This is a genomic window from Nostoc sp. 'Peltigera membranacea cyanobiont' 213 (assembly GCF_002245975.1).
Taxonomy (GTDB): domain Bacteria; phylum Cyanobacteriota; class Cyanobacteriia; order Cyanobacteriales; family Nostocaceae; genus Nostoc.
In genome coordinates this window covers 1-20,163 of record NZ_NOLI01000103.1, presented here as the reverse complement: position 1 = coordinate 20,163, position 20,163 = coordinate 1, and the positions used below count along the sequence as shown (strand labels likewise).

Annotated in this window: 19 protein-coding genes, 3 tRNA genes and 1 other annotated feature; of the genes, 9 read left to right on the top strand and 13 right to left on the bottom strand. The window is 41.4% G+C overall.

Features of this window, described 5'->3' with window-relative positions; all coding sequences use genetic code 11:
- The first annotated feature begins 156 nt into the window (after positions 1–156).
- Together CDG77_RS23835 and CDG77_RS23830 are read left to right on the top strand one after the other, a co-directional pair.
- Complete coding sequence (locus CDG77_RS23835) at positions 157–2,955, top strand: PAS domain S-box protein (RefSeq protein ID WP_094331829.1); 2,799 nt, start codon at positions 157–159, stop codon at positions 2,953–2,955.
- Between the two features lie 7 nt (positions 2,956–2,962).
- Positions 2,963–4,462: a hybrid sensor histidine kinase/response regulator gene (locus CDG77_RS23830; protein WP_094331828.1), complete on the top strand. Its 1,500-nt coding sequence runs from the start codon at positions 2,963–2,965 to the stop codon at positions 4,460–4,462.
- Positions 4,463–4,548: 86 nt separating this feature from the next.
- On the opposite strand, the gene trhO is transcribed toward CDG77_RS23830, so the two are convergent.
- A complete protein-coding gene (gene trhO / locus CDG77_RS23825; RefSeq protein WP_094331827.1) occupies positions 4,549–5,472 on the bottom strand; it encodes an oxygen-dependent tRNA uridine(34) hydroxylase TrhO in 924 nt (307 codons plus the stop codon).
- A gap of 72 nt (positions 5,473–5,544) precedes the next feature.
- On the opposite strand from trhO, the gene CDG77_RS23820 reads away from it, so the two are divergent.
- The 3 genes from CDG77_RS23820 (at position 5,545) to CDG77_RS23810 (ending at position 7,874) form a co-directional block, all read left to right on the top strand.
- Positions 5,545–5,617: transfer RNA gene (locus CDG77_RS23820), tRNA-Ala, on the top strand.
- A 293-nt stretch (positions 5,618–5,910) separates the two neighbouring features.
- Entirely contained in the window at positions 5,911–6,357 is a 447-nt protein-coding gene (locus tag CDG77_RS23815) for a DUF2127 domain-containing protein (RefSeq protein WP_094331826.1), read from the top strand.
- A gap of 110 nt (positions 6,358–6,467) precedes the next feature.
- Entirely contained in the window at positions 6,468–7,874 is a 1,407-nt protein-coding gene (locus CDG77_RS23810) for a lysophospholipid acyltransferase family protein (RefSeq protein ID WP_094331825.1), read from the top strand.
- A gap of 375 nt (positions 7,875–8,249) precedes the next feature.
- On the opposite strand, the gene rplL is transcribed toward CDG77_RS23810, so the two are convergent.
- The 8 genes from rplL to rplS all read right to left on the bottom strand — a co-directional run bounded on the left by rplL (position 8,250) and on the right by rplS (position 12,644).
- Positions 8,250–8,642, bottom strand: a complete 393-nt coding sequence (gene rplL / locus CDG77_RS23805) for a 50S ribosomal protein L7/L12 (RefSeq protein ID WP_094331824.1) — start codon at positions 8,640–8,642, stop codon at positions 8,250–8,252.
- Positions 8,643–8,736: 94 nt separating this feature from the next.
- On the bottom strand, positions 8,737–9,351 hold the full coding sequence (gene rplJ, locus CDG77_RS23800; RefSeq protein ID WP_094331823.1) for a 50S ribosomal protein L10: 615 nt from the start codon (positions 9,349–9,351) through the stop codon (positions 8,737–8,739).
- Positions 9,352–9,413: 62 nt separating this feature from the next.
- Positions 9,414–9,582, bottom strand: a sequence feature (ribosomal protein L10 leader region).
- A 77-nt stretch (positions 9,583–9,659) separates the two neighbouring features.
- On the bottom strand, positions 9,660–10,373 hold the full coding sequence (rplA, locus tag CDG77_RS23795) for a 50S ribosomal protein L1 (protein WP_094331822.1): 714 nt from the start codon (positions 10,371–10,373) through the stop codon (positions 9,660–9,662).
- 127 nt (positions 10,374–10,500) lie between these two features.
- A complete protein-coding gene (gene rplK, locus CDG77_RS23790; protein ID WP_094331821.1) occupies positions 10,501–10,926 on the bottom strand; it encodes a 50S ribosomal protein L11 in 426 nt (141 codons plus the stop codon).
- A gap of 6 nt (positions 10,927–10,932) precedes the next feature.
- A complete protein-coding gene (gene nusG, locus CDG77_RS23785) occupies positions 10,933–11,574 on the bottom strand; it encodes a transcription termination/antitermination protein NusG (protein WP_094331820.1) in 642 nt (213 codons plus the stop codon).
- Positions 11,574–11,795: a preprotein translocase subunit SecE gene (secE, locus tag CDG77_RS23780; protein WP_094331819.1), complete on the bottom strand. Its 222-nt coding sequence runs from the start codon at positions 11,793–11,795 to the stop codon at positions 11,574–11,576. Before secE ends, nusG begins: the two co-directional genes overlap by 1 nt.
- Before the next feature lie 267 nt (positions 11,796–12,062).
- A tRNA-Trp gene (locus CDG77_RS23775) sits at positions 12,063–12,135 on the bottom strand.
- A gap of 146 nt (positions 12,136–12,281) precedes the next feature.
- The gene (gene rplS / locus CDG77_RS23770) at positions 12,282–12,644 is read right to left on the bottom strand and encodes a 50S ribosomal protein L19 (RefSeq protein WP_012412089.1); all 363 of its coding nucleotides are present in this window, start codon (positions 12,642–12,644) and stop codon (positions 12,282–12,284) included.
- A 159-nt stretch (positions 12,645–12,803) separates the two neighbouring features.
- Between rplS and CDG77_RS23765 the strand changes: the two genes are divergently transcribed.
- A complete protein-coding gene (locus tag CDG77_RS23765; protein ID WP_094331818.1) occupies positions 12,804–13,748 on the top strand; it encodes a glycosyltransferase family 2 protein in 945 nt (314 codons plus the stop codon).
- A gap of 507 nt (positions 13,749–14,255) precedes the next feature.
- Here the strand turns inward: CDG77_RS23765 and CDG77_RS23755 are convergent.
- Both CDG77_RS23755 and CDG77_RS23750 read right to left on the bottom strand, forming a co-directional pair.
- A tRNA-Met gene (locus tag CDG77_RS23755) sits at positions 14,256–14,329 on the bottom strand.
- A gap of 221 nt (positions 14,330–14,550) precedes the next feature.
- Positions 14,551–16,866, bottom strand: a complete 2,316-nt coding sequence (locus CDG77_RS23750) for a peptidoglycan DD-metalloendopeptidase family protein (RefSeq protein ID WP_094331816.1) — start codon at positions 16,864–16,866, stop codon at positions 14,551–14,553.
- A gap of 254 nt (positions 16,867–17,120) precedes the next feature.
- Between CDG77_RS23750 and CDG77_RS35690 the strand changes: the two genes are divergently transcribed.
- On the top strand, positions 17,121–17,291 hold the full coding sequence (locus CDG77_RS35690; RefSeq protein WP_223269940.1) for a hypothetical protein: 171 nt from the start codon (positions 17,121–17,123) through the stop codon (positions 17,289–17,291).
- A 368-nt stretch (positions 17,292–17,659) separates the two neighbouring features.
- Here the strand turns inward: CDG77_RS35690 and CDG77_RS23745 are convergent, their stop codons facing one another.
- Both CDG77_RS23745 and CDG77_RS23740 read right to left on the bottom strand, forming a co-directional pair.
- Positions 17,660–18,121: a tRNA (cytidine(34)-2'-O)-methyltransferase gene (locus tag CDG77_RS23745; protein WP_094331815.1), complete on the bottom strand. Its 462-nt coding sequence runs from the start codon at positions 18,119–18,121 to the stop codon at positions 17,660–17,662.
- A gap of 360 nt (positions 18,122–18,481) precedes the next feature.
- Positions 18,482–18,901: a fasciclin domain-containing protein gene (locus CDG77_RS23740; RefSeq protein WP_094331814.1), complete on the bottom strand. Its 420-nt coding sequence runs from the start codon at positions 18,899–18,901 to the stop codon at positions 18,482–18,484.
- Positions 18,902–19,056: 155 nt separating this feature from the next.
- Here CDG77_RS23740 and CDG77_RS23735 point away from each other — a divergent pair, with 155 nt between their 5' ends.
- Together CDG77_RS23735 and CDG77_RS23730 are read left to right on the top strand one after the other, a co-directional pair.
- A complete protein-coding gene (locus CDG77_RS23735) occupies positions 19,057–19,293 on the top strand; it encodes a DNA-directed RNA polymerase subunit omega (protein WP_073645038.1) in 237 nt (78 codons plus the stop codon).
- 237 nt (positions 19,294–19,530) lie between these two features.
- Positions 19,531–20,043: a hypothetical protein gene (locus CDG77_RS23730; RefSeq protein WP_223269941.1), complete on the top strand. Its 513-nt coding sequence runs from the start codon at positions 19,531–19,533 to the stop codon at positions 20,041–20,043.
- Positions 20,044–20,163 lie beyond the last annotated feature (120 nt).

Genomic DNA, 20,163 nt, shown 5'->3' with positions numbered 1-20,163 from the left:
TGTTATGGAGTAAAAGGCATTTCCCAAAAATAAACGATTCCATTTTATTAAGAAAAATCCGATTTTAATTTCGTAAACTTTATAATAATTAATTTTATTTTGAGATTAAAGCAAATAAAATATGACACTTTACAAACCTTTTTCACACAATCAATAATGCTACTTCCTGAAAATGAAGGTCAAAGGCTAGAAGTACTTAACCAGTATCAAATTTTAGATACGCCACCAGAAGAAATTTTTGATGAGCTTGCTCAATTAGCTGCTAACCTTTGTGAAACACCAATCGCTCTGATTAGCCTAGTTGATACAGAACGGGAATGGTTCAAGTCAAAAATTGGAGTAACAACGTCGGAAATTCCTCGAAGTATTTCTTTTGGTAGTTATACTATCTTGCAAAGTAAAATATTAATCATCCCGGACGCTTTGCAAGATGAACGATTGGCGACAAATCCTCTTGTAATATCCAATCCTAATTTCCGCTTTTATGCGGGAGTTCCCTTAATTAACTCAAGCGGTTTTGCATTGGGTAGTCTTTGTATAATTGATTTTGCACCGCGAAACTTGACTGTTAAAGAAGAGGTAGTTTTACAACAGCTAGCTCGACAAACAATCAGGTATTTAGAATTACATCGGCAAAAAGTAATTGATGATAGCCAAAGAAGTTTTAATCTTCTTTTCTCTAAAAATCCTAATCCAATGTGGGTATATAACCAGAATACCCTGCAATTTTTAGATGTAAATGAAGCTGCTGTTATCCACTACGGTTACTCACGAGAAGAGTTTTTACAAATGCGAATAACTGATATTCGCACTCCAGAAGATGTGCCTATTTTCAGAGAATATTTAAGACAAAAGCACACTAGCTTACATTTCGCTGGACAATGGCAACATCGGCGAAAAGACGGACAGATTATTGATGTTGAAATTGTTACACATACAATAAGCTATGCCAGTTACAATGCTCGGTTGGTTAATATCCGAGACATCACAAAATATAAACGTATAGAAAGAACCCTTCAAGAAAGTGAAGCGAGATTTAGAGTTATTTCTGAAGCAATTCCTATTCCATTAATTATTTCGCGTCTATCTGACGGTTTGATTTTATATGCTAATTCGGAGTTAATGCAAACATTTCGATTTTCATCTGAAGATTTGGTGAATCGCAAAAATTTAGATTTATACCATAATTCAGCTGATTTAGAAGCCATGTTAGAAGCTCTTAATCAAAATGATTCTCTTCAAGATTATGAACTTAAATTGAAGAGGGCAGACGGAACTGATTTTTGGGCGATTGCTTCCTTGCAATATTTAAAATTCAATAGTGAAACAGCAATTCTAACAGTATTTTATGATATTACAAACCGCAAAAATGTAGAAACTAAACTTCAAGAACAAAATGAGTTTTTGCGGAAAATTTTTGAAAGTATCCCGTTGATGATTGCACTCATTGATGCCAATGGCAAACTCCAATGGGTAAACCAAGAATGGGAAAGTGTTTTGGGCTGGAAATTTAACGGCTTTCAAACTAGCAATGTGCTGGAAGCCTTATATCCTAATGCTGAATATCGACAGTATGTGATTAATTTTATGCAGTCTGCACAACGCAATTGGGGTGACTTTAGAACTCAGGTTCGGGATGGTAATTTATTAGATACATCTTGGACTAATGTTAAACTTTCAAATGGTCAAATTATTGGTATTGGACAAGATATCACAGAACGTAAGCGAACTGAACTGGCTCTAAAAGCTCAAGCCGAACGCGAACAATTGATGCGAACGGTTGCTCAACGGATTCGTCAATCTCTAAATCTCCAAGATATTTTAAATGCAACAGTTCAAGAAGTTCGAGATTTACTTGGGGTTAATCGAGTAGTAGTTTATCAGTTTGACTCAGAGATGATCGGCACAATTATGGCGGAGTCGGTGGAACCTGGATGGACAGTTTCTTTGAGCGTAGAGATTCATGATACGTGTTTTCAAACAGGCGCGGGAGTGGAGTATTATCAGGGACGCAAAAGAGCGATCGCTAATATTTATGAAGCTGGACTAACTGATTGCCATATTCGCTTGTTAGAACGATTTGAAGTCAAAGCGAATTTAGTCGTGCCCATTTTGCTAGAAGTCAGTTCTCAAAACTCTGGCTCTCCTCTTTGGGGTTTACTGATTGCTCACCAATGCTCTAGTTTCCGGGAGTGGGAAGAAAATCAATTAGATTTGCTCGATCAACTTACAGTGCAATTAGCGATCGCAATTCAACAATCTAGCATCTTTGAGCAAGCTCAAACCGAACTAGTTCAAAGACAAAAAGCTGAAGTAAAGTTAAGACATGCCTTAGCTGAAAAAGAAGTCCTGTTAAAAGAAGTTCATCATCGAGTTAAAAATAATTTGCAAATTGTCTCTAGTCTCTTACAACTCCAGTCTCAAACTCTCAAAGATCCAGAAGTAATCAAAGTTCTTCGAGAAAGCCAAAACCGAATTGAGTCAATATCTCTAATTCATAAAAATTTGTATACTTCCGCGAATATCGGACAAATTGATGTAGGTGACTATATCCATAATTTAGCAGCAAGTTTGCTCATTTCCTATCAAATATGGCTGGGAAAAATCGTTCTAGAAACTGATATAGATTCGGTAAGTTTGAATGTTGACCAAGCTATTGCCTGTGGACTGGTTATCAACGAATTAATCTCTAATGCCCTCAAACACGCTTTCCCTAATCAACAAGCAGGAAAAATAAGTATTGCTTTACGTAATATTGGCAATAACATCGAGATGACGATTAGAGACAATGGGATTGGTTTACCAGATAATTTAGATTGGACAAATACTGATTCTTTGGGTCTGTCGTTAGTATATGACTTGGTTACAGAACAATTAGAAGGCGATATTACTCTAGAACGCAATCGGGGAACAGTATTCAAAATCCAATTCACGCAGTTAACTTTGCATCAGTAAATATCAAATGGGTCAAGCTAGGATTTTAGTTGTTGAAGATGAAGTGATTGTGGCTAGAACTATTGCTAGCCAACTCAGTCAACTAGGTTATATTGTTACGGGAACAGCTTCTTCTGGAAAAGTTGCCATTGCCAAGGCATCGGAAACTCAACCAGAATTAGTATTAATGGATATTATTCTTAAAGGTGAGATGGATGGTATTGCTACCGCTAGCCAGATTCGCGAGCAGTTAGATGTACCTATAATATTTTTAACAGCTTATGGTGACGATCGTACTTTAGAAAGAGCCAAAATTACTCAACCTTTTGGATACATCGTTAAACCATTTACGACAAAAGATTTAAGAATAGCGATCGAAATCGGTCTTTTACAACACCAGTTAGAGCGTGAATTGCGGCAGAATCGAGATCGGTTAGCAACCCTTTTCAACTCGATGAGTGATGCTGTAATCGCTACAAATGAGCAGGGAAAAGTAACATTCATAAATCCCGCAGCTGAGGCGCTGACTGGCTGGCAGCAAAAAGATGCTTTAGGAAATGAGGCGACGAAGATTTTTCATCTTGTCAATGAAGTTACAGATACTATATTAGAAAACCCAATCACAAAAGTGCTGCGGGAACAACAGGTTGTTTATTTAGAAGAATTCACATATCTGATTAGGAAAGATGGAAAAAGAGTTCCAATTGGCGATAGTGCTTCCCCACTTAAAGGACGACCTGACCAAATAAATGGTGTAGTAGTTGTTTTCTGGGATCTTAGCGAACGACAGCAAACAAAATTGCTAGAGCAAGCATTAGAAAAGGAGCAAGAACTTAACCGCCTCAAGTCTTTATTTATCTCTACTGTATCTCATGAGTTTCGTAATCCCCTAACTGTGATTCAAACGGCAGTAGAATTAATAGAAATGCAAGGAGCAAATTTGACAGATGCAAAAAGAGGTATTTATTTAAAACGAATTCAAGGTGCTGTGCAATCTTTAGAAAAGCTCATGGAAGAAGTTCTATTTATGGGTCGAGCAGAGTCTGAAAAACTCGTATATAACCCTGCTCCTCTTAATTTAGAAGAATTTTGTCGAGAGTTAATCAAAGATTTTTCTATTGTTGAAAATAATGTGTGTGAAATTGTTTTTACCTGTCATAGCGTTTGTACCGACGCTGTAATGGATGAAGGACTCTTACATTATATGTTCGGGAATCTCCTCTCAAACGCGGTTAAATATTCTCCAAAAGGTGGCAAGATTCAGCTTGATTTAATATGCGATCCCATTGATAAAGTAGCAATTTTTTCTGTTCAAGATCGAGGTCTAGGAATTCCTGAACCAGACCAAGCTCGACTTTTTGAGTCATTCTACCGAGCCTCAAATGTCCAATCAATCCAGGGTACTGGATTGGGGTTAGTAATCGTTAAAAGGTGCGTTGATGCTCACAGGGGTCAAATCAGCGTCACAAGTCAAGTTGGAGTTGGCACGACATTTACTGTAATTTTGCCCTTAAATTCTGAATTATAAAAATCTAGCTTGAAAACGCCAAAGTTTACTCCTCAAAACCCAAATTTTGAAGAGTAAACTGCTTTTATCTCGGTTATGAAAAGTAGTTATAGGTTACTAACATCCCGATTTTTAGAATTAGCAACTTGGGTTTGGTAGTGCTGCCATTTTTTCTGTTGACGCACTCTTTTATCTTCGGTGAGGCTATCAAAACAATAAGCACAGGAGATACCTTCCTCATACTTGTCAGATGCCTTATCTTCCTCAGAAATCGCATACCCACAACTGAAGCACCGCTCAGAACTCCCTTTCTCCAGCCCATGACTAACGGCTACCCGCTCGTCAAAGACAAAACATTCTCCTTCCCATAAACTTTTCTCTGCTGGAACTTCTTCCAAATACTTGAGAATTCCGCCCTTGAGATGATAGACCTCTGCAAAGCCTTGGGCAAGCATGAAGGATGAAGCTTTTTCACAGCGAATGCCACCGGTACAAAACAGAGCAACTTTTTTATGTTTAGTTGGGTCGAGGTGGCGTAGCACATAATCGGGAAATTCTCGGAATGAGCCAGTTTGAGGATTTTCTGCCCCTTGAAAAGTACCGATATTCACCTCATAATCATTGCGAGTGTCAATCACAGTTACTTCAGGATCGCTAATCAAATCATTCCATTTCTGGGGACTGACATAAGTGCCAACTTGCTCATTTGGATCTATTTCAGGCAATCCCAAAGTGACAATTTCTGGCTTCAACCGCACCTTCATCCGCTCAAAGGGCGGGGTTTCGGCATGGGACTCTTTATATTCTAGGTCTGCTAAACGGGGGTCAGTACGCAGAAACCAGAGAACAGAATCAATCGCCTGACGCGAACCCGCAATTGTACCGTTAATGCCTTCTTGTGCCAACAAAATTGTCCCCTTGACACCTTGCTCTTGGCAGTATGACAGTAAGGGATCTCGTTTATCGGCAAAATCTGGCAGCTTGACAAATTTATACAGTGCTGCGACAACTTGGATATTTTCTGGCTTCATCCCTTTAGTAATGGAACAATAATAAGTTAGAATAGCAACGGCAACCAAAGTTACCGACTATTTTAATTTTATGGGGGTTTAGCTCAGTTGGTAGAGCGCCTGCTTTGCAAGCAGGATGTCAGCGGTTCGAGTCCGCTAACCTCCATTGGATCTAATTTTGATAAATGTGCGATCGCTGGGAATATCCCAAAGGAAACACACCTAAATCAAAACCCCATTCTCTACTACAAAATGGCTAATAGCACATGCTAGGGAATGAGTCAAGGGATAGATAAGTTGGTGTTGCATCCAATTGCCCTAATATTCAAAGTCGTACTTAGTTAGATAAATCTTTGGCCTAAGATAGTCCGATAAAGTACTGCTACAATAGGCATCTTAGTTGGCATCATTAAGAGCCAGTTAATCAAAATTTGACTTCTATATATATTAGGGGGTTATTTGAAAAAGCGTCCATTGGGGTTAGTAGCAATTGTTCTCTACAAATCATTTACAGCCTTGCTGCTTATGGTTACTTCGATCGCTTTATTATTGACGTTAAAAAATTATCAAAATCTAGAGGCTTTTTCAGACGATTATGTTTTAGAAGGTAAATCGATAATCATTGATTGGGTTTTACAAAAAGTTATCAACTTAAATCCCAGAACTCTAGCATTTAGCGGCATTGGTGCAGGAATATATGCTATTGTAACTTGTATTGAAGCTGTTGGTTTGTGGTATGAAAAACGTTGGGCACATATTTTAGTATTGGTACTTGTCGGTATCAGCATTCCACCAGAAATTTATGAATTGATTAGGGGGATATCTCCTCTTAAGGCATTGGTTTTTTTGTTAAATTTAGCAGTCTTTTTGTATCTATTCCGCAATTTTCCCAAACATAAAAAATAAGTTTTATTCTGTTATATGTTCTATTGTTAAAAGTAACAACTGAGCAATATCTAACGCCAAACCAAGACCCCAAGTTGTACAATCGCTAGAAATACAATCTGGAGAGCGACTTGCCTAAAACGATTCACTCTACTCAACCACCACTAAAATTTATTCCCCAACGCCTTAATCTGCCAATACTCCAGATTGTTCGGTGGTTATTGCCGATCGCACTACGATTTCGCACTCGCCCTTGGCTACCGGCTGGTATTGTCAGTGTTGAAGCCAAAAATGTTGAGGTATTAGCTGAACTTTATCAACAATTTCAGGCTGGAAAAATTCGCTTTTTGTTGGCATTTCGTCACCCAGAGGTGGAAGATCCCCTCTGTATGTTGTATTTGCTTTCTCACATTGTGCCACGGGTAGCTCGTCAGGAAGGTATTACACTGCGATCGCTTGTTCATAGCTATTTTCTCTACGATCGCGGGATGACGGTTTGGGCTGGAAATTGGCTAGGTTGGTTGTTTTCACGCCTGGGAGGTGTACCAGTTCATCGCGGAAGGCGACTAGACAGGCAAGCTATTCAAACAGCACGGGAGTTGTTTGCTAATGGGAAAGTACCGATCGCAGTCGCACCCGAAGGAGGTACTAATGGTCATAGTGGCATTGTTAGCCCACTGGAACCTGGTGTTGCTCAAATGGGGTTCTGGTGTGCAGAAGACTTGCATAAAGCCAACCGGACTGAGACTGTGATTATTGTGCCGATCGCCATCCAGTATCGCTACGTTGAGCCACCTTGGTCTAAACTGGATTGGCTCTTAAGTAAGTTGGAAGCTGATAGCGGCTTGGGAATTAAGGAAATTGATTCGGGCGATCAAGAAGAAATTTACTATCAACGTCTCTGTAGGTTAGCTGAATATCTCATTACCGAGATGGAAGAATTTTATCGTCGCTTCTATCATCAAGACATTCCAAAAACCATCTCAAGTGATGAATCTGCTAGTCCTAATCAGGTGTTGATTAACCGACTTCATCGCTTACTGGATAAAGCTTTGCAAGTTACCGAACAGCATTTTGGAGTTCAAGCGCAGGGTAATTTTATTGACCGATGTCGCCGCTTAGAAGAGGCTGGCTGGAATTACATTTATCGTCAAGATTTGCCAGATATCAATGCTTTACCAGCGTTTAAACGTGGTTTGGCAGACTGGATTGCAGAGGAAGCAGACTTGCGAATGCGGCACATGAGGATAGTGGAAAGCTTTGTTGCAGTCACAGCTACTTATATTCAAGAACAACCAACTGCGGAACGGTTTGCGGAAACAGCTTTACTTGTATTCGATATGCTTTCTAGAATTCAGGATACAACACTCCCAGGACGACCCCGCTTAGGTTTGCGACAAGCACAAATTACTGTGGGAGAGCCAATTTCAGTTACAGAACGTTGGTCAAATTCTCAAGGCGATCGCCAAGCATCTAGAAAAGCTGTCAGCGATTTGACAAAAGATTTGCAAATCGCTTTAGAGAAGATGATTAGCTAAGTAGCCAGACGTAAATCAATTCAAGTTTGTAGTGAGGACTTTAGTCCTGATAAGTAGGTGGGTGAGAAAATTTATAACTATGTCATTGCGAACGCAACGAAGTGGAGTGAAGCAATCACAAGGTTTTCACCGCTTTTACTTTTCGTTACATAGTTATATTTATTTGTGCCTGCCTACTTAAACCTTGGATCAGCGATTCATCGCTCACGACAAACAAGGATTTTATTGCATGTCTAAATTATGCTATCTAGTTGGCAAAACTTCTAAGACTTTTTAGCTCGAATTTTGTCAAAGATTGCACCTTCATCAGTAGCTTGATATGAAAAAAGGAGCCTGACTCAGGCTCCTTAATAAAAACTAGTAATAGAATTGTGACTACTTAATAGTCACCTTACCGCCAGCTTCTTCGATGCGCTTCTTAGCATCTTCAGCAGCATCCTTAGCAAGACCTTCTTTAACTGCCTTTGGCGCAGCTTCTACCAAGTCTTTCGCTTCTTTCAGACCCAAACCGGTCAATTCCCGAACAATCTTTAGCACGGCAATCTTCTTATCAGCTGGGACTGAATCAAGAATCACTTCAAACTCAGTTTGCTCAACAACTTCCTCAGCAGCAGCAGGGCCACCAGGGCCAGCCATCATCATCATGCCGCCAACAGGTGCAGCAGCACTCACGCCAAAAGCTTCTTCAATTTGCTTGACTAACTCAGAAGCTTCCAACAAAGAAAGGGTTTTTAGTTGTTCTAAAATTTGATCGGTTGCAGCAGACATTGATATAACTCCTGTAATTTTGATTATTTATTTAGCCATTAGTCATTGGTCTTGAACTATAGACTTTTGACTCTTGACTGATGAACCACGAAGTCTATTCAGCAGCAGGTTCAGTACTGCTATCAGCTTCAGTTGCGGTTTCGGTGCTGCTATCTTGTACAGCAGCAGTTTCGGTGCTACCACCACTTTGCTCTTGGTCGGCCACAGCCTGCAAAGCACGAGCTAGTGAACCAGGAATTTCGTTGATACCCACAGCAATCTTGGTAGCCAAGGCGTTGATAGCCCCAGCAATTTGTGCAATGAGTTGTTCCTTAGATGGCAAGTCTCCCAGTACCTTGACATCAGGTTCTTTGAGTAGGCGACCTTCCAGGACACCACCGCGAAGTTCTGTCTTCTTGGTGACTTTTTGGAATTCTTGGTATGCCTTAATTGCCGATGAAAAATCTTCTTTTACCAGCAAAAACGCGGAAGAACCATTGAGCAATTCTGACAAAGGCTGCCATTTTTCATTACCTTCAATGGCAATGCCCATTAGGGTGTTCTTTGTCACCTTACAAACAGTGCCACTGGGACGTAGCCGCCGCCGTAAATCTGTGATTTCTGAAACTGTTAGCCCCTGATAGTCAATTACCAGTGCCAGAGTTGAATTACTCAAAGTTTCTTTGAGGTCAGCTACTATCTCTTTTTTATTTTCTAGTGTTCTACCCATTCCAATCTCACCTCCTTAAAACAATCGGTGATTACCCTACTTGTACGTTTCTTGCAAACCTGAACCCAAACAACAAACCCCAGCTAATTTAGCCGGGGTTGAGTATTAAGACTCGTGATGCCATATTTATCACGCCTTTCGGGGTGGTAATTTTGACAATTAGAGTTTTAACCTCGGCAGGATATTTAAGCTATTAGCACCTGCTGTCTCCGGCTTTGCCTATTTAATTTTGTCATTTGTCATTTGTCCTTTGTCTTCTGTCCTTTGCTTTTACAAATGACCAATGACTAATGACTAATGACTAAAAATTAACCTGCTTCGCTCAGTTTTAAATCTCGTAGGGCGGTGACATCAATTTTAATTGATGGCCCCATTGTGGCTGACACATAAAATGTCCGCCAATAACGACCTTTAGCTCCTGAAGGACGGTTACGGTCAATCGTCTCCTGCAATGCCTTCAGGTTGATTAATAAATCTTCAGGCGAGAAGGTTGTCTTACCAAACATAACATGGACAATACCAGTTCTGTCAGCTCGGAATTCTAGTTTACCAGCTTTGAATTCTGCGATCGCACTTGCTATATCAAATGTTACGGTTCCACCTTTGGGCGATGGCATCAAACCACGCGGCCCAAGCAATTTACCCAGCTTTGCCACCTGTGGCATTACATCGGGTGTGGCAATCAGCTTGTCAAAATCCATTCTACCTTTCTGGATTTCGTCAATCAGTTCTTCTGAACCGACAATATCAGCACCAGCGTTGCTCGCTTCGTTTACCTTTTCGCCTCTGGCTATCACCGCCACCCGAACGATTTGTCCTGTACCTTTGGGCAGTGCTACCGTTGTCCGCAACTGTTGGTCTGTATACTTGGGGTCAATTCCCAACCGGATATGCGCTTCGGCAGCTTCAACAAATTTAGCTGTTGCTGTGTCTTTAAGAAGGGCTAAAGCCTCTAAAGGATGATAATCCTTATCTTCTACTTTTGCTTGCAGCGTCTGCAAACGACGCGATATTTTTACCATTTTTTTCTCCTGGGGTAATTCCGAAGCTTGGCCTCTCCCCCGATAATTTTTAGTTATTTGTCCTTTGTCCTTTGTCCTTTGTCATTTGTTAATTTTTTACTAATGACCAATGACTAATGACCAATGACTAATCCGTGACTGTTATACCCATATTCTTAGCCGTTCCTGCCACAATCTTCATTGCCGCGTCGATGTCGTTGGCGTTGAGGTCGGGGAGTTTGGTTTGGGCTATTTCTTGCAATTGTGCTTTGCTAATTGACCCAACCTTCTTTTTGTTGGGTTCATTGGAGCCTTTTTCAACCTTCGCTGCCTTCCGAATCAGCACTGATGCTGGTGGCGTTTTGAGTACAAAGGTAAAACTCCGGTCTTCAAAAACCGAAATTTCTACAGGTATCACCATTCCAGCTTGGTCTGCTGTTTTGGCGTTGTACTCTTTGCAAAACATCATGATGTTAACACCATGTTGACCCAAGGCGGGCCCGACTGGTGGTGCTGGGTTGGCTTTTCCAGCATTCAGGGCCAGTTTAATGACCGCCACTACTTTCTTCGCCATTTGTATTTAACTCTGTTTCTCTACCTGATTAAATTCCAGTTCTACTGGTGTATCCCTGCCGAAAATTGAGAGCAAGGCTTTAAGTTTACTCCGTTCTGGAGACACTTCAATTACCTCGCCTTCAAAGTCTTTAAATGGGCCAGAAAGCACCATTATCTTATCACCAGTCGCCATGTCAATTTTGACAACAGCTTCCTGTTCGCTGGTTTGTTTGAATATGCGTTCAACTTCTGAAGCACTCAGTGGTATGGGGTGGACATGACCGCGACCCTTGCTGCTACCACGTTTTTGCTCTGAGCCGACAAAGTTAATTACATGAGAGGTGTTTCGTACCACCTGCCAGGTATCATCATCCATCATCATCCGCACCAGCACATAGCCAGGAAAAACTTTTTCTTCTGTATGCTGGCGACTGCCATCTTTGCGGATTTTCACCGCCGGCGTTTGCGGAATTTCTACTTGGATAATTTTGTCAGCTACATCAAAAGTTTGAATGCGTTGCTCCAAGTTAGTCTTTACACGCTTTTCACAGCCTGAAGCTACTTGCACAGCATACCAGCGTGCTTCTTTTGACGCTGCTTCTGCTGTTTCTCCTGTTTCCTCCGACTGCAACGTGGAGTTGCGAGGTTCGTCTGTTGCAAAAGTCATCAGAACACCTGTTTTGCTGCCCAACCAAACAATCCATCGACCAAGTATATCAAAGATGCGGAGAGTGCCACCATTAACAACACGGCGGCGGATTCGCTCACTATCTGTTTCCGACTGGGCCAAACTACTTTGTCAAGTTCTTCTTTGGTTCCCTGTATGAAGTTGCCTAAGCTAAACCCATTTGTAGTTTCTGGCAATTCTGCTTCACTTTTTTTAGCCACGACGGTTTATCCCCCGGTTTCTTAGTCAATTTTGGATTTTGGATTTTAGATTTATCCCGTGCTTTCAGCAAAGGTACTCAATTTAAGATTTTGGATTGAGAAGAAATCTAAAATTCGGTCATCCAGTTTTGCAGTTTCGACTCTATTTTACTTAGTTAACTGAAAGCAAAACAACTGCAAATACAATAAGTTTACCCGAAATTATTATCGCTAGCTGCTAATATAACAACTGCGTAATTATTTCGGGCTTTGTTTTTTGCTCTTGAGCGCGCCCTGGAGGACTTGAACCCCCGACATCAGGTTTTGGAGACCTGCGTTCTACCAACTGAACTAAGAGCGCACAAGCTGTTTTTGATTCAGTCATTGCGCTGAACTAAATTTTAGTTTAACGCAACACGCGATTTCTATCATACTTCAATTTCGTCGAGAAAACAAGTCAGCGGCAGATGCCGCTTGAGATTTCTCCCGTAATGAAAGAAGCACGAATTACAAAGGGCGGTCAAACCGTTGCTTAATCCGGGTTGCCTTACCTACGCGATCGCGGAGATAATAGAGTTTAGCACGGCGTACCTTACCGCGACGTAACACCTTAATGCTGTCAATTCGGGGAGAATGCAACAGAAATACGCGCTCAACGCCCACACCTTGAAAAACCTTACGGACTGTAATAGTTTCATTGATGCCACCATTGCGTTTGGCAATCACTACTCCCTCGTAGGGTTGTACACGGTATTTTTCGCCTTCTTTAATTTTCACTCCTACTTTTACGGTATCGCCCACATAAATGTCAGGCAAATTAGATTTTAACTGTTCCGCTTCAATGGAGCGGATAATCTCTTGAGCGCTCATAGTCTTTCTGTCTGCTAAAAAAAAACTCACGATCATCAATCATAAATCGATAATCCTATTTCAGTCTACTTCTACTTATTGGAGATTGATAATTTTACTGAGACAATACTTGGTAGATCGAAGCTATATTGCAAAATACTGTACCACAGGTGTCAATTTATGAAATTTAGCGTCGTCATCAGTACCTATAATCGCTTGAACTTGCTGCAAAGAGCAATTGAGTCGGCTCGGAACCAAACAATTGAGTGTGAGGTGGTTGTTGCCGATGACTGTTCTTCTGATGATACCCAAACATATCTCAAAAGCTTAGGAGATAAGGTAGTTTACCATCGGAATGAAGTGAACCTTGGCCATGCCGCAACGGTAAATGCTGGAGTTGCCAAAGCTAGCGGCGACTGGATTAAGTTTTTAGATGATGACGACTATTTAGCGCCCAACTGCATAGAAGAGATGGCAAAGGCGATCGCACTTCGTCCCGATGCTGTAATCTGCTCTTGTGTGGCGGCTCAGGTCGATGGCAATGAAGTCGAACTCTCTCGCACCCCTCAAGTTGGCCCCGGTTTAGCTTTTTATATCCCACAAGCCGATATTCACTACGGTATGCTTTTAGAGCTTGTACCATTTGGTACACCTGTACAAGTCGCTTGCAGACGTGATGCTTTTCTGCAAACTGGTGGTTGGGATTCCACACTGGATGCTAACTGTGATGACATCGATTCGTGGATTCGGATTGCTCAGTTTGGCGATGCTATTTTCTTTAATCAGTGTCTTGCTTACCGCACTATTTGGACTGGTGCGTATAATCAAAAGTTTTCTTTGTCTCGGCGGTTGGCGACAAATATTCTGATGAAAGAAAAAATTTACACTTTGGTAAATGACCAACATCGCTCCAAGATTCCTGTATTTCAAGATATCAAAAATTACCTCAAACTCCATTGGATTTTAGTAGCACTGAAGCAAAAAAATCTCAATAGTTTCCTTTCAATGATAGATCCTTCTATACTTTCTCCTCGGTCTTGGAAGTTTTTGCTAGCTGCCGCCTCATCACGCCGTTCTCAGGGAAACAATTCTCAGGTTCGTAAACTTGTATTGATTGATTCCTAGCTTTTTAAGCTTTGACCATCGTTTGATTATGAGAGAACGTTATACCTGAAGAAAAAACATATTTAGAGCTTTCAGAAGTGGATGGAGGCTCTTATAAATTCTATGAAGTTATAGTTAATGACTCCCGGTTCGCTCATTTTTTTCTAGAACCCAAAGCTTGCTAGAGAAGGTCAGATATTCAAGTAAATTAGGGAACGCACAGAATATGTGGTGTATCAATGGCAAGAAAAGTCCTCAACCAAAAGGGACATCATCTAAAGTACTAGAATGCGTGCAACAGAATTGTCCCAGTTGCAGCAAACCCATCTGGAATGAGTATAACAATCTGCGACGTGTGAGAACTCTTAAAGGAGTGGTACAACTGCTGTTAAAAATTCGCCGCTGTCAAAATATATCTTGTGAGATTTATAAATAAATGTATTTACTAATAGGTCGCCTATTCAGAGTTTCTTTCGTTCGTAGCGGGTGGTGTACCGCCTACTTATACGATCGTTATTCTTCTTAAAGTGGCTCAGGTCGGAGTTGAACCAACGACCCCAGGCTTATGAGTCCCGTGCTCTAACCAACTGAGCTACTGAGCCATATTTCATAAAACTATTCTCTACTTTAGCATATAAATTTGCTTAAGAATAGCCCCTGTTGCAATTTTCTTACAGCTTTCATCTCTGTTGAGGTCATAGAAAGCAAAAGAGGGAGTTTACCGGACTCAGTTTTGAGTCTTGAGTGCTGAATAAAGTAGAAAGTATTCAGCACTGTATAATCTCCCTCAACTAACAAGGCAACGATTACAGACAGTCAAAAATTACACGCGATTGGATGGTAAGAAGGCTATTGGGTTAACAGCACCCTTACCTGCTGGATGGATTTCAAAGTGGCTGTGTGGCCCAGTGCTATGACCAGTAGTGCCCATTAAAGCAATTGTTTCTCCTTGATGCACCTGTTGACCAGGTTGCACCAGAATTTTACTGTTATGAGCATAGCGAGTCGTGCTGCCATCAGGATGGCGGATTTCAACAAGGTTGCCGTAGCCACCGTTGTTCCAGCCAGCTTTTTCAATAGTCCCCTCAGCTGAAGCAACTACTGGCGTACCAGTAGAGTTAGCAACATCAATTCCCTTGTGCGGTCTTCCCCACCGCATACCAAAGCCAGAAGTTAGGGTACCTTTTGCTGGCCAAATGTAAGCTAAGGTGGAAGTAGATGGAGGAGGTGTCAGTTCGTCAATGGGTCTTGGCAAATATTGATCCACTGCTGCCAAAGGTGGCATTACCTGTGGAGAAACTGTCCTTCCCCGCATCATTCCTAATGATTCAGAGGCATTTGATCTTCCATAAGGCGTTGCAACTCTTGTGGCAGATTGAGTGCCAGAGGGAGTCCACTTACTAGCAGAACCGAGATCAGGCAAGAACTCTGGGTTTACTGGTTCGGTAGAACGGACAGCAGTACTGAATTGGGGTTTAACTGGCTGAACGCTATAGTTAGACCTAATTGGTGTAGGAACTGGAATTGGTATTGCTACACTATTCGGTCGAACTGCAAAATTGGGTACTGTGAAATTATTGGGGGTAGAAATAGGAGTGAGTATTGCAGCATTCTTAGTTTCGCTAGCTGCTGGTACAACTAAGTTACCAGACTGTTGGGCGCGATATTTCTGCTGTAATCTCTGAATTTCCGCTTGCAAGCCCTGCAAACGATCGCTATTATTTCCCCTTGCTACCCTATTTGCTGCTGTTTTAGGCTGTTGCATTTGGGCAAAAGCTGTTGGCACTGGATCTTCACCACCAACACCATAAGACCTAGTAGTGGTAGGGGCTACTTCTAAGTCTGTGGCACTATTTGCCTGAACCGGATTATTCGCAATTACCGATGTAGGCACGGCAACGCTGCTGTTGTCGGCAATAGATGGTAATTGTGAAGTCGATGGTAAATAGGAGTTAGCATTACCAATGTTTACAGGGGAGGTGGCTACCTTGGGAGTTTTCTTGGACTCTACAAAAGTAGGTTTACTCGCTACTGTGGGTTTACTTGCTACAGTTGCCTCAACTTGAACAGCAGGAATAATTAGTTGTTGACTAATTCGCAGTTCATTGGGGTTATTGAGGTTATTTGCCTTAACTATTTCTGATACTGAAGTATTGTATTTGCTGGCGATCGCTGCTAGTGTATCTCCAGGCTTAACTTCGTAAGATGTTCGAGCCGAGGACGCAATGACTGTTGGTGTAGCTGCTACTGGTACAATTGCACTAGTTTGTGTCTTCTGTTTTAACTTCGATATCAAGTTCGCTTTGCTTGCATCGCCAGAAGTGTCCGACTGGGCTAATACAGTTTTTTCAACTACAGTCGTCGGTTGCGCCAAAGCAGTATCAGCTGGTGATGAGTTTGCAATTTCCCCTGACTGCAACTGTGCCAGACTGTTTCTTAACCGATTAGATTTTTCTTGTAAGCGATTCAGTGCAAACTCTTGTTGCGCTTTAAGTTGTGCATTTATTTCACTGTTGACTGCACCAGATGTTGCCACTATTTGTGGCTGGCCATTCAGTGATATATTTGTACTACCAACACCATTGGCACTAGAGTCAGACAGATTATTGACTGTCGGGAAACTAGTCTCGGCTAATGTGTTGTTCAATCCCTGTGCCACTTGAGGCTTCAGGTTGGTGGAATTTTTATAACTGGCTGTTGCTGGGGGTAATGTTTCTGATGCAGGAAGCTGCAAAGACATTTTATTTGTAGCGACTTGCCATTTAGCTTCAAGCCCAGGCACTTGTGAGACTGCCGTTGGTTCCACAATAACGGGATTTTCCGGCACGCTCGCTGATGAGACTGCATGGGATTCCAGCTTTGTGGAGGCAAATTTCACCTCAGTGTCAGGAACAGCAGGAATAGCTGAGGTTGCCTTTTGGCTGCCTACTGGCACCGCTGCTTGGGCTTGATCGCTTTGTCGAGTCACCAAAAGGCTGGTTGCTCCCATAGAGATTGCCAAGCCAATCATGGCAGCTTTTGTCCGCACCCGGCGGTTAACTTTTGGATTCATCACATTTAGCACTTCTACCGGGGCATCATCGCTGCTGGGGTTATTGTTCAACACAGCTTTTACTCTCTTTTTTAATGCTCGTTTCAAAGACGACCTCCTATGATCACTAGCGCTTAATTGACCTCGATTTTTCAGTCGCATCCTAGTCAATGATTTAGATCGCAACGAACGATAGATCGAGATCGCATTCACCAGAGATGCTTACGCAAGATTAACCTGCTTCTCTGATTTAGACAAGTTTACATGTATTAGCAAAACTTAAAGTTTGCTGTGTTTACTTGTCCGAACCACTCCTAACACCACTTAGGACGTTTTACTCTTTACCATTATCCGCGTTTGTCTTGCGTCAATCGCGGGGACTAGACAAATTATTTGTCAAGTCCATAGTCGCTGCCGAGAATGAAATTGCTGCGACTTCTGGAAAAATGATGCCCCCTGCTGTAGATATCTTCAAGATATTTCTACCCAATCAGTCTTCTTCAACACGAGACTTTACGTTGATTATTCCCTAAAAAACAACCGTATTAACTATCAGCTACTTTTAGGCTGCTTTCTGGCATTCATCAAGCCAAGATAGCTAAAACACAGTATATCACTGGATTGTAGCTCTTTTAATCCTCATTGAGGATGCTTCAAATTCATCAAAATCTATCATTCAAATTTGGCATTATCTCAAGTTTTATATATAAATTTCTTATAATAACCTTGCTCCCTTTGTAAGTATCTTCCACTACATTTTGCGAATAAACCTATTTTTTGGTATATTCTTTTACATATTTTACTGGAATCGATCGAGTTTTTGCTGCCACAATTCCCTCGTCTAATATAGATGTTTTTAGATGTTATAAGTATATTCACTTACAATGATGAAGGTAAAAAACTATTGCAGATAGCCTAACTGACGACGGGTTTCAAATAAGCCAATTGCTACACTTACTGACAGATTTAAGCTGCGAACCCCTGGTTGACTCATGGGAATATACAGAGTAGCATCGCAATCTGACAAAATTGTTGGTGGTAAGCCCGTAGTTTCACTACCAAACAGTAGCCAATCATCGGCTTGAAATTGAAAGTTGACATAATTAAAATTTCCACCAACGGTATAACCTAACCATCTGCCTCCCCGCTCTTGATGTACGGTTTTAAAGGCTTCTAGGGATTCGTGATAGTGCAGTTTGACATAAGGCCAGTAATCCAAACCGGCTCTTTTGAGGTAGCGATCGCTAATTTCAAACCCCAATGGCCCTACCAAATGCAACTCCGTACCTGTAGCTGCACAAGTACGAGCAATATTACCTGTATTAGGAGGAATTTGTGGGTTAACTAAAACTACCTGGGGCATTGTCCGTATAATCTACGTATTGTATAAAACAATTTATTGTCAATGTTAAATCTACCAAAGGGTAGAGGCTATTCATAGGTTTTGTTAATAATAATCAAGCATCTTCCATTGATTAAATTTTTAAAACAATAGCATAAACCCTCCCAAAGCAATGCCTGAGAGGATATTTAGCTAAAATCAGTAAATATTAAGTTTTGTGTCGACAAAGTTAAGTGCTTGTGTCTTTTGAGGCTAGTGTCTCCCAGAAAATCTACCATTGGTCTAAAGACATGAAATGCTCACAGTACTAAAGAAGAGGCAGAAAGGATGGAAATAAAAAGGGGAAAGACTTACTGCAACTTCTCACCTACTCCCCTGTCCTTACCTTCCTGCTACCATTGCAGGCATCAACACTGCATCAATAATATGGATTACGCCATTGTCTGTCAGAATGTCTGTTTTGAGGATATTGGCGCTATTTACTTTAATTTTGCCGTCGGCAGATTCAATCGCTACAATTGACCCCTCAAGGGTCTCTGCCTCATTAATCTCTAGCAAATCATCAGACCGAACATCACCACTAACGATATGATACGCCACAATTTTCTGGAGCTTAGGGATATCTTTTAGTAGGGAATCTAAAGTTCCTTCTGGCAGATTGGCAAAGGCTTCGTCGGTTGGTGCAAATAATGTGAAAGAACCAGGACTCTTGAGAATTTCTATAAGATTTCCAACTGTAGCAGCCTTCACCAGGGTATTGAAGTTTCCCGCTTTGATAGCAGTTTCCACAAGGTCAGCCATAATATGTGACTTTAGTCAGGAGTATATAAGTAACTTATAAATTGATTAGAAGGCTTTTAGCCTCTATCAACAGAGAGGTTGCTGGCGATTAAATAGACAGCAGCAGATTTATCAGTACTGCTACACTGGTGAATGACCCCAAGAACCACTGAATTATGCTAAAGCGTTCTAAGTTCGAGACAACTCAGTCTCAGATTATGCATCGGGCTGAGGATCTGATTAGTGCAGCCTCAAATCGTTACCGCATTACGGTTCAGGTGGCAAATCGTGCTAAACGTCGGCGTTATGAAGATTTTGAAAATAACGAAGATGCGATGATGAAGCCAGTTCTAAGAGCAATTATCGAAATGTCTGATGAATTGACTCAGCCAGAGATTATTGGCGAATTATAAAAACAGTAATGGGTTGAGAGTGCTGTTAGCGTTAGCGGGGCGTTTAGCCCATACTGAGCAAAAATAAAGTGTGATAGCACTCTCATGTCAAGATATCGTTCTATGAGCAAGAAAAAAATTCTACCTAGATCAATCCTCTCAAAACTCGTGACTCAGCACGGGCTAAACGCTCCGCTACTGCTAACACCAATACTACTTGCCTTAATGGTAGTGAGTGTAACTGTTTTGGGTTCAGGGATGGGTAAATCACTACATGGAAATTTATTTAGTATCCAACCTGCTTATGCTCAAAGAATCACTCCTGGCGATGTTTGGCAGCTAGTTTATCAGCAATTGCCAGATTTACCACGGGAAAACAAGTATATCAGCAAAGAAAATGGGAAAGTTGCCGAAACCAACACCCTAGTAAATCGCCTGATTAGATATCACGTTTATACCAAAGGGCGTGCCCCAATTTATCGCTTCGATTGGAAGCTGACTTTAGCTGATTACCTGGGCGCGAATGAAATTATGTATGATACTACCTATCCGGGCAATGATTCACTACGGGAAAATCCTATTGATGGCGATAAAGCTGCGATCGCACGTCTCACTCGCAGTCAGCGAGATGCCCTAGTGCAAGTCTTAGTAAATATATTTAACCCCACTTCCCAAAATACCCTATCCCCCACTCCTGACACCACAGCCACTCCTAGTAAATCAACTACTCCACAGTCACCCCAACGAGGAGGTGCTGAACTACTGAAATAGTGGGAAGGTTAGGAATTGTGAGTTGTAAACTCCTAACTAATTAGGGACTTCCAAGCAATAAAATCACCAAATACAAGAATGATAATCATTGTGAGGAGGGGGAAGGAGAAGCAGCCGTCG